The organism is Brucella tritici, assembly GCF_902825325.1.
Classification (GTDB): domain Bacteria; phylum Pseudomonadota; class Alphaproteobacteria; order Rhizobiales; family Rhizobiaceae; genus Brucella.
The window spans coordinates 300,365-308,273 of sequence record NZ_CADEAR010000006.1; the positions used below are offsets into that span (position 1 = coordinate 300,365).

Below are 7,909 nucleotides of genomic sequence, written 5' to 3' on the forward strand. Positions count from 1 at the left end.
CGCGCTTCCCTTACTTCTTCTTGCCTTCTTTGCGGACGATCTTCTCGCCAGCATACTTGACGCCCTTGCCCTTGTAAGGCTCGGGGCCGCGATATTCGCGGATCTCAGCCGCGACCTGACCGACCTGCTGCTTGTCGATACCGGTGACGACGATTTCCGTCGGCTTCGGAACAGCAACAGTGATGCCGGCAGGCACGTCGTAGACCACTTCGTGGCTGAAGCCGAGCGAAAGCTGCAGGTTCTTGCCCTGCATGGCAGCGCGGTAACCGACGCCGCTGATTTCGAGCTTCTTTTCGAAGCCGTCCTTCACGCCAACAAAAATGTTGGAGATCATCGTGCGGGACATGCCCCACTTCGAACGAGCTTCCTTCGACTGGTCGCGAGGATCGACGCTTACGGCGCCGTCTTCCATCTTGACCAGAACTTCATCGTGCACGACGAAGGAGAGTTCACCCTTCGCGCCCTTGGCCTTGACGATCTGCCCATCAACACTGGCGGTCACGCCTGCCGGGACCGGCACGGGTTTTTTACCGATACGAGACATTTTAATACCTGTCTTTTATCTGTTCGCTGTCAACCGCATCAGAAGATGCGGCAGAGCAGCTCACCACCAACGTTTTGTTCACGGGCTTCATGATCCGCCATAACGCCTTTCGGCGTAGAGAGGATCGAGATGCCGAGGCCGTTTGCGACCTGCGGGATCGACTTGACCGACACGTAAACGCGACGGCCAGGCTTCGATACGCGGCTGATCTCACGGATAACCGGAACACCTTCATAGTACTTCAGTTCGATTTCGATCTCGGCCTTGCCGTTCACGAACTCGCTCTGCGAGTAACCGCGGATGTAACCTTCAGACTGAAGAACATCGAGAACGCGGGCGCGCAGCTTGGAAGCCGGGGTCGTAACCTTGGTCTTCTTGCGGCCTACTGCGTTGCGGATACGGGTCAGCATATCGCCGAGAGGATCTGACACAGACATATGCTACTCCTTACCAGCTCGACTTGACGATGCCCGGGATCTGACCGAGCGAACCCAACTGACGGAGCGCAATACGCGACATCTTCAGTTTACGGTAATAACCACGCGGACGGCCCGAAACTTCGCAACGATTGCGAATACGAACCTTCGATGAATTGCGCGGCAGTTCGGCAAGCCGGATAGTGGCGCGGAAGCGCTCCTCCAGCGGAAGGCCCTGATCCATTACGATCGCCTTCAGACGTGCACGCTTGTCAGCGTGACGCTTAACCAACTTTTCGCGGCGCTTGTTTTTTTCGACTGCGCTAGTCTTGGCCATATTAATATACCTCGCTACGCTTGCCGTTACTGCCGGAAGGGGAAGTTGAATGCACGCAGAAGAGCGCGCGCTTCATCATCCGTCTTGGCGGTCGTGCAAACGATGATGTCCATGCCCCAGATCTGATCAACCTTGTCGTAGTTGATTTCCGGAAACACGATGTGCTCCTTGATGCCCATGGCATAGTTGCCACGTCCGTCAAAGCTCTTCGGGTTCAGGCCGCGGAAGTCGCGAACGCGAGGAAGAGCGATCGTGATAAAACGATCAAGGAATTCGTACATGCGATCCTGGCGAAGGGTAACCTTCGTGCCGATCGGCATGCCTTCACGCAACTTGAACGTTGCGATCGAGTTACGGGCGCGGGTGATAACAGCCTTTTGACCGGCGATCAAGCCAAGGTCTTCAGCGGCAATCGCCGGCTTCTTGGAGTCGCCAGTGGCTTCGCCAACGCCCATGTTGAGGACAACCTTGGTGATGCGCGGAATCTGCATCTCGTTGTCGTATTTGAATTCTTCAAGCAGAGCCTTACGAATGTTCTCGTTGTAAAGCTTCTTGAAGCGGGGAAGTGCCTTAGCTTCAGCCATCGATCAGCGCTCCAGAACGTTTTGCGACACGAACCTTCTTGCCGTCCTCGACGCGGAAACCGACGCGGGTCGGCTTACCGTCCTTCGGATCAGCAATTGCCAGGTTGGACAGGTGAATCGGCGCTTCCTTGGAGATAATGCCGGCTTCCTGGGTCTGGGTCTGACGCTGATGACGCTTCACAATGTTGATACCGCGAACGAGCGCCTGCTCGTCCTTTGGCATAACCTTGAGAACTTCGCCTTTACGGCCCTTGTCCTTACCGGACAGCACGACAACGCTGTCGCCTTTGCGAATCTTCTGCATCGTCTTGCTTCCTTACAGAACTTCCGGGGCCAGCGAGATGATCTTCATGTGGTTCTTTGCGCGGAGTTCGCGCGGAACCGGTCCGAAGATACGCGTGCCGATCGGCTCTTTCTTGTTATCGATGAGAACGGCTGCATTGTTATCGAAACGAATAACGCTGCCGTCCGGACGACGGATGTCCTTGGCGGTGCGTACAACAACCGCCTTCATCACGTCACCCTTTTTGACGCGGCCGCGCGGAATAGCTTCCTTGATCGACACCACAATGATGTCACCAACGGAAGCGTAACGCCGCTTCGAGCCGCCCAGCACCTTGATGCACATGACACGACGTGCGCCGGAGTTATCCGCCACGTCGAGGTTTGTTTGCATCTGAATCATGACTGGCCGCCTTCTTTCCTCTCAGCTGGTTAAGGGCTCCTGCCCTACCTAAGCTGCGTGTTTATAATTTAGCCTGCTGCTTCGTTCGTCAGAACGACCCAGCGTTTGTCCTTCGAGATTGGAGCCGATTCCTGGATGGAAACGAGATCACCAACCTTGAACTGGTTGTTTTCGTCATGCGCCTTGTACTTCTTAGACTGACGCACGGTCTTCTGGAGGAGCGGATGCGAATAGCGGCGCTCAACCTTGACCACAACAGTCTTGTCATTCTTGTCGCTGACGACAACGCCCTGCAGAACGCGTTTAGGCATTATATTTTTCCTTATGCCTTGCTTGCGGCCGCCTTCTGGCGGGCAATAGTCTTAATACGCGCGATGTCGCGGCGAACCTGCTTCACGCGCGCGGTTTTTTCGAGCTGGCCGGTTGCCTTCTGAAAGCGCAGATTGAACTGCTCTTTCTTCAGGGTGCCCAGCTCGTCATTCAGTTGATCGAGGCTCTTCGCCCGAACGTCTGCGGCTTTCATAGTTGCCTCTCCTTATTCAGCAATGCGCTGGATAAAGCGCGTCTTGATCGGCAACTTTGCTGCGCCGAGTCTGAGGGCTTCGCGTGCCACATCTTCGGGTACGCCGTCAAGCTCAAACATCACGCGACCTGGTGCCACACGGCATGCCCAGTAGTCAACCGAACCCTTACCTTTACCCATACGGACTTCAGTAGGTTTCGAAGTTACCGGCAGGTCAGGGAAGATGCGGATCCACACGCGACCGGCACGCTTCATGTGACGGGTGATCGCGCGGCGGGCCGCTTCGATCTGACGTGCAGTGACGCGTTCCGGCTCAACGGCCTTCAAACCGAATGCACCGAAATTCAGATCCGTGCCGCCTTTCGAGTTGCCGTGAATACGGCCCTTGAACTGCTTGCGGAACTTGGTGCGCTTAGGCTGCATCATTGTTCTCTACTCCAAATTTCTCGCCCGCGGCCCGCTTTTTAAGCGTTTTCGCGGCGGCGGTTCGACGAGGAACCCTGATTGTCACCCTCGACCGCACGACGCTCGGAAGCCATCGGATCATGTTCAAGGATTTCGCCCTTGAAGACCCAGACCTTCACGCCGCAGATACCATAAGCGGTCTTCGCTTCTGCCGTGCCGTAGTCGATATCGGCGCGCAGCGTGTGAAGCGGAACGCGACCTTCACGGTACCATTCCATGCGAGCGATTTCCGCGCCACCCAGACGTCCCGAGCAGTTGATACGGATACCTTCGGCTCCAAGACGCATTGCCGACTGAACGGCACGCTTCATGGCGCGACGGAATGCCACACGGCGTTCGAGCTGCTGAGCGATCGACTGAGCGATCAGCGTAGCGTCGATTTCCGGCTTGCGAACTTCAACGATGTTGAGCGACGTATCGGCGTTGGTCATCTCGGAAAGCTTCTTGCGGAGCTTTTCGATGTCTGCACCCTTCTTGCCGATGATGATGCCCGGACGAGCCGAGTGGATCGTCACGCGGCACTTCTTGTGCGGACGCTCAATCACGATCTTGGAGATCGCAGCCTGCTTGAGTTCTTCGGTGAGGAACTCGCGGATCTTGACATCTTCATGCAGCAGCTTGCCGTACTCACCGGTATTCGCGTACCAACGCGAATCCCAGGTGCGGTTGATGCCGAGACGAAGACCGATCGGATTAATCTTCTGACCCATTATGCGGCCTCCCCTTTTTCCGCGACTTCGCGGACAACAATGGTGAGATGCGAAAACGGCTTCTCGATGCGGCTTGCACGGCCACGACCACGGACGTGGAAGCGCTTCATGACGATCGACTTGCCAACATAAGCTTCGGCGACGATCAGAGAATCGACGTCGAGATCATGGTTGTTTTCAGCGTTCGCAATTGCGGACTGGAGCGTCTTCTTAACCGTATCGGCGATCCGCTTGCGCGAGAACGTCAGATCGGCAAGAGCCGCATTCACCTTCTTGCCGCGAATCATGCTCGCAACAAGGTTCAGCTTCTGCGGGCTGACACGCAGCGTACGGGCAACAGCCTGAGCCTCGTTGTCCTTGAGCTGACGGGGAGCTTTAGCCTTGCCCATCGTTACTTCCTCTTCGACTTCTTGTCCGCACCGTGACCGTAGTAGGTACGGGTCGGTGCAAATTCACCGAACTTGTGTCCGACCATTTCTTCCGAAACCGACACCGGCACATGCTTGTTGCCGTTGTAGACGCCGAAAGTCAGACCGACAAACTGCGGCAGGATGGTGGAGCGGCGGCTCCACATCTTGATAACTTCATTACGACCGCCTTCGCGTACCTTCTCAGCCTTCTTGAGAAGATAGCCGTCGACAAACGGACCTTTCCAAACTGAACGAGCCACTTCAGACTACCTCTCTTACTTCTTGCGCTGATGGCGCGAACGCATGATGAACTTGTCGGTCGCCTTGTTCGAGCGCGTCTTCTTGCCCTTCGTAGGCTTGCCCCACGGAGTAACAGGGTGACGACCACCCGAGGTACGACCTTCACCACCACCATGCGGGTGATCGACCGGGTTCATTGCAACGCCGCGAACGTGCGGGCGCTTGCCACGCCATACCGAACGACCGGCCTTGCCGTCGTTGATATTGCCGTGATCCGGGTTGGACACTGCGCCGACCGAAGCGAAGCAGGCACCTGGAACCAGACGCTGTTCACCAGAGTTGAGGCGCAGAATAGCCATACCCTGATCGCGACCGACCAGCTGAGCATAGGTGCCAGCCGAACGAGCGATCTGACCGCCCTTGCCCGGCTTCAGCTCGACGTTGTGAACGATCGTGCCGACCGGCATCGAAGCGAGCGGCATTGCGTTGCCCGGCTTCACGTCGACGGAGTTGCCTGCAACAACCTTGTCGCCAACAGCAAGACGCTGCGGAGCCAGGATGTAGGCCAGTTCACCGTCTTCGTAACGGATCAGCGCAATGAACGCGGTACGGTTCGGATCGTATTCCAGGCGTTCGACAGTGCCAACAACGTCAAGCTTGCGACGCTTGAAATCAATGAAACGGTACGTACGCTTGTGACCACCGCCCTGAAAGCGAACAGTGATACGACCGGTGTTGTTGCGGCCACCCTTCTTGGACAGACCTTCGGTCAGGGACTTGACCGGCTTGCCCTTGTAGAGTTCCGAACGGTCCACGATGACCAGCTGACGCTGGCCTGGCGTGATCGGATTAAAATGCTTGAGTGCCATTGTCTCTTACTCCATGGCCTCTCAGAGACCGGTCGAAACGTCGATGCTTTGGCCTTCAGCCAAAGTAACGATCGCTTTCTTGACGTCGCTCTGGCGCCCGATAAGGCCGCGGAACCGCTTAACCTTACCCTTGCGCACTGCAGTGTTGACTGCGGTAACCTTGACGCCGAACAGCGCTTCGACTGCAGCCTTGATTTCCGGCTTCGTTGCCTTGCGGGCTACGTTGAAGACAACCTGGTTGTGTTCGGAAACCATGGTGGACTTCTCGGTGATAACCGGGCTGACGATCACGTCGTAATGGCGAAGATCAGTCATTTGAAACGCTCCTCAAGGGCTTCGACAGCTGCCTTGGAAAGAACGAGCTTGCCGCGGCGAAGAATGTCGTAAACATTGATCCCCTGCACCGGCAGAACGTCGATGTTCGGGATGTTCGAAGCCGCGCGCTGGAAGTTCACGTCGATCTCTGCACCGCCGATGAGGAGTGCATTTTCAAGACCGAGCTTGGCGAACTGCGAAACAAGCTGCTTCGTCTTGGCTTCCGTTGCAGCCAGATCATCGATGATGATCAGGTCTGATGCCTTTGCCTTTGCAGACAGGGCATGACGCAGGCCAAGAGCGCGAACCTTCTTCGGCAGATCGTGATCGTGCGAACGGACAACCGGTCCGTGAGCCTGACCACCGCCGCGGAACTGCGGAGCGCGAGCTGAATGGTGACGAGCGCGGCCCGTACCCTTCTGCTTGTACATCTTGGCACCGGTGCGGCTTACGTCGCCACGGCCCTGAGCCTTATGGGAGCCCTGCTGGCGGCGAGCCAGCTGCCAGCGCACAACGCGCTGAAGAATGTCGTCACGCGGGTCGAGGCCGAAGATTTCTTCGTTCAGCTTGACCTTGCCGGCATCCTTGCCTTCAAGAGTGGTAATCGTGAGATCCATTATTCGGCTCCCTCAGTCGCGACAGCTTCAGCCTTCGCGGCACCTGCACGCAGAGCGGCCGGCTTCGGCGCGTTCTCAGGCAGCGAGACCTTTACCGCGTCGCGCACGATGATCCAGGCACCCTTGGAGCCCGGAACCGCGCCGCGAACCAGAATGAGGCCGCGATCGCTGTCCGTCGAGACAACTTCAATATTCTGCGTGGTTACGCGGGTCTGGCCCATGTGACCAGCCATCTTCTTGCCCTTGAACACCTTACCCGGATCCTGACGCTGACCGGTCGAGCCGTGAGCGCGGTGGGTAATGGAGTTACCATGGGAAGCGCGATGACCGGCAAAGTTATGACGCTTCATAACACCAGCAAAGCCCTTACCAATCGAAGTACCCGTCACGTCGACCTTCTGGCCGGCGACGAAGTGTTCGGCGGTGATTTCAGCGCCGACTTCGAGGAGGTTGTCCGGCGAAACGCGGAATTCCGCGACCTTCGCCTTAGGCTCGACCTCGGCCTTCGCGAAATGACCGCGCATAGCCTTGGACGTGTTCTTTACCTTGGCAAGTCCAACGCCAAGCTGAACAGCCGTGTAACCGTTCTTTTCAACTGTACGCTGAGCTACCACGTGGCAATTCTCCATGCGGAGAACCGTCACCGGCACATGCTCGCCGGCGTCGTTATAGACGCGGGTCATGCCCAGCTTCTGTGCAATAACACCTGAACGCATCGGGTTCGTTCCTTCCGTCCTCAAGCCGATTAAAGCTTGATCTCGACATCGACACCGGCGGACAGATCGAGCTTCATCAGCGCGTCCACCGTCTGCGGGGTCGGGTCAACGATATCGAGAAGACGCTTGTGCGTGCGCATCTCGAACTGCTCGCGGCTCTTCTTGTCGATGTGCGGCGACCGGTTAACTGTGAACTTTTCGATCCGCGTAGGAAGCGGGATCGGTCCGCGCACATTTGCACCGGTACGCTTGGCAGTCGACACGATCTCCCGCGTCGAAGCGTCAAGGATCCGATGATCAAACGCCTTAAGGCGAATGCGGATGTTTTGACCGTTCATTTCATCTGTTCCTTGTTACGCGGAAACGCTCGCTCCAGAGCGAGCGTTCCTGCACAAACCTTCATTACTCGATGATCGAGGAGACGATGCCTGCACCGACGGTGCGGCCGCCTTCACGGATAGCGAAGCGGAGCTTCTCT

The 7,909-nt window shown here is 57.0% G+C and carries 17 protein-coding genes and 1 pseudogene; all 18 read right to left on the reverse strand.

The genetic code is table 11. The features are described from left to right. Positions 1-10 precede the first annotated feature (10 nt). Positions 11-544: a 50S ribosomal protein L6 gene (gene rplF / locus HWX93_RS11405; RefSeq protein ID WP_010659923.1), complete on the reverse strand. Its 534-nt coding sequence runs from the start codon at positions 542-544 to the stop codon at positions 11-13. 38 nt (positions 545-582) lie between these two features. Further along, positions 583-981, reverse strand: coding sequence for a 30S ribosomal protein S8 (gene rpsH / locus HWX93_RS11410; RefSeq protein WP_078340781.1), 399 nt, complete (start codon positions 979-981; stop codon positions 583-585). Between the two features lie 10 nt (positions 982-991). Then, positions 992-1,297: a 30S ribosomal protein S14 gene (gene rpsN, locus HWX93_RS11415; protein ID WP_010659922.1), complete on the reverse strand. Its 306-nt coding sequence runs from the start codon at positions 1,295-1,297 to the stop codon at positions 992-994. 26 nt (positions 1,298-1,323) lie between these two features. Continuing rightward, positions 1,324-1,881 (reverse strand): 50S ribosomal protein L5, encoded by a 558-nt coding sequence (gene rplE, locus HWX93_RS11420; protein ID WP_109987723.1) that lies wholly within the window; start codon positions 1,879-1,881, stop codon positions 1,324-1,326. After that, complete coding sequence (gene rplX / locus HWX93_RS11425; protein WP_006467020.1) at positions 1,874-2,185, reverse strand: 50S ribosomal protein L24; 312 nt, start codon at positions 2,183-2,185, stop codon at positions 1,874-1,876. The genes rplE and rplX overlap by 8 nt, the downstream gene beginning before the upstream one ends. A gap of 12 nt (positions 2,186-2,197) precedes the next feature. After that, positions 2,198-2,566 carry a 50S ribosomal protein L14 gene (rplN, locus tag HWX93_RS11430; protein ID WP_004683923.1) on the reverse strand — a complete coding sequence of 123 codons (369 nt, stop codon included), beginning with the start codon at positions 2,564-2,566 and terminating at the stop codon, positions 2,198-2,200. A gap of 68 nt (positions 2,567-2,634) precedes the next feature. Beyond that, on the reverse strand, positions 2,635-2,877 hold the full coding sequence (rpsQ, locus tag HWX93_RS11435; RefSeq protein ID WP_010659919.1) for a 30S ribosomal protein S17: 243 nt from the start codon (positions 2,875-2,877) through the stop codon (positions 2,635-2,637). 11 nt (positions 2,878-2,888) lie between these two features. Further along, positions 2,889-3,089, reverse strand: a complete 201-nt coding sequence (gene rpmC, locus HWX93_RS11440; protein WP_006467022.1) for a 50S ribosomal protein L29 — start codon at positions 3,087-3,089, stop codon at positions 2,889-2,891. A 12-nt stretch (positions 3,090-3,101) separates the two neighbouring features. Next, complete coding sequence (gene rplP / locus HWX93_RS11445) at positions 3,102-3,515, reverse strand: 50S ribosomal protein L16 (protein ID WP_006467023.1); 414 nt, start codon at positions 3,513-3,515, stop codon at positions 3,102-3,104. A gap of 38 nt (positions 3,516-3,553) precedes the next feature. After that, a complete protein-coding gene (gene rpsC, locus HWX93_RS11450) occupies positions 3,554-4,264 on the reverse strand; it encodes a 30S ribosomal protein S3 (protein WP_006467024.1) in 711 nt (236 codons plus the stop codon). Further along, a complete protein-coding gene (gene rplV, locus HWX93_RS11455) occupies positions 4,264-4,653 on the reverse strand; it encodes a 50S ribosomal protein L22 (protein WP_010659918.1) in 390 nt (129 codons plus the stop codon). Before rplV ends, rpsC begins: the two co-directional genes overlap by 1 nt. 2 nt (positions 4,654-4,655) lie before the next feature. Further along, positions 4,656-4,934, reverse strand: coding sequence for a 30S ribosomal protein S19 (gene rpsS / locus HWX93_RS11460; RefSeq protein ID WP_006467026.1), 279 nt, complete (start codon positions 4,932-4,934; stop codon positions 4,656-4,658). 15 nt (positions 4,935-4,949) lie between these two features. Further along, on the reverse strand, positions 4,950-5,783 hold the full coding sequence (gene rplB, locus HWX93_RS11465; RefSeq protein WP_109987722.1) for a 50S ribosomal protein L2: 834 nt from the start codon (positions 5,781-5,783) through the stop codon (positions 4,950-4,952). A gap of 21 nt (positions 5,784-5,804) precedes the next feature. Then, entirely contained in the window at positions 5,805-6,098 is a 294-nt protein-coding gene (locus HWX93_RS11470) for a 50S ribosomal protein L23 (RefSeq protein WP_006467028.1), read from the reverse strand. Further along, positions 6,095-6,715 (reverse strand): 50S ribosomal protein L4, encoded by a 621-nt coding sequence (gene rplD, locus HWX93_RS11475; protein ID WP_109987721.1) that lies wholly within the window; start codon positions 6,713-6,715, stop codon positions 6,095-6,097. The genes HWX93_RS11470 and rplD overlap by 4 nt, the downstream gene beginning before the upstream one ends. Continuing rightward, the gene (gene rplC / locus HWX93_RS11480) at positions 6,715-7,431 is read right to left on the reverse strand and encodes a 50S ribosomal protein L3 (RefSeq protein WP_012091910.1); all 717 of its coding nucleotides are present in this window, start codon (positions 7,429-7,431) and stop codon (positions 6,715-6,717) included. Before rplC ends, rplD begins: the two co-directional genes overlap by 1 nt. A 29-nt stretch (positions 7,432-7,460) precedes the next feature. Then, the gene (rpsJ, locus tag HWX93_RS11485; protein WP_002964363.1) at positions 7,461-7,769 is read right to left on the reverse strand and encodes a 30S ribosomal protein S10; all 309 of its coding nucleotides are present in this window, start codon (positions 7,767-7,769) and stop codon (positions 7,461-7,463) included. Between the two features lie 64 nt (positions 7,770-7,833). Then, positions 7,834-7,909, reverse strand: a pseudogene (locus tag HWX93_RS11490) (elongation factor Tu); the annotation flags it as partial.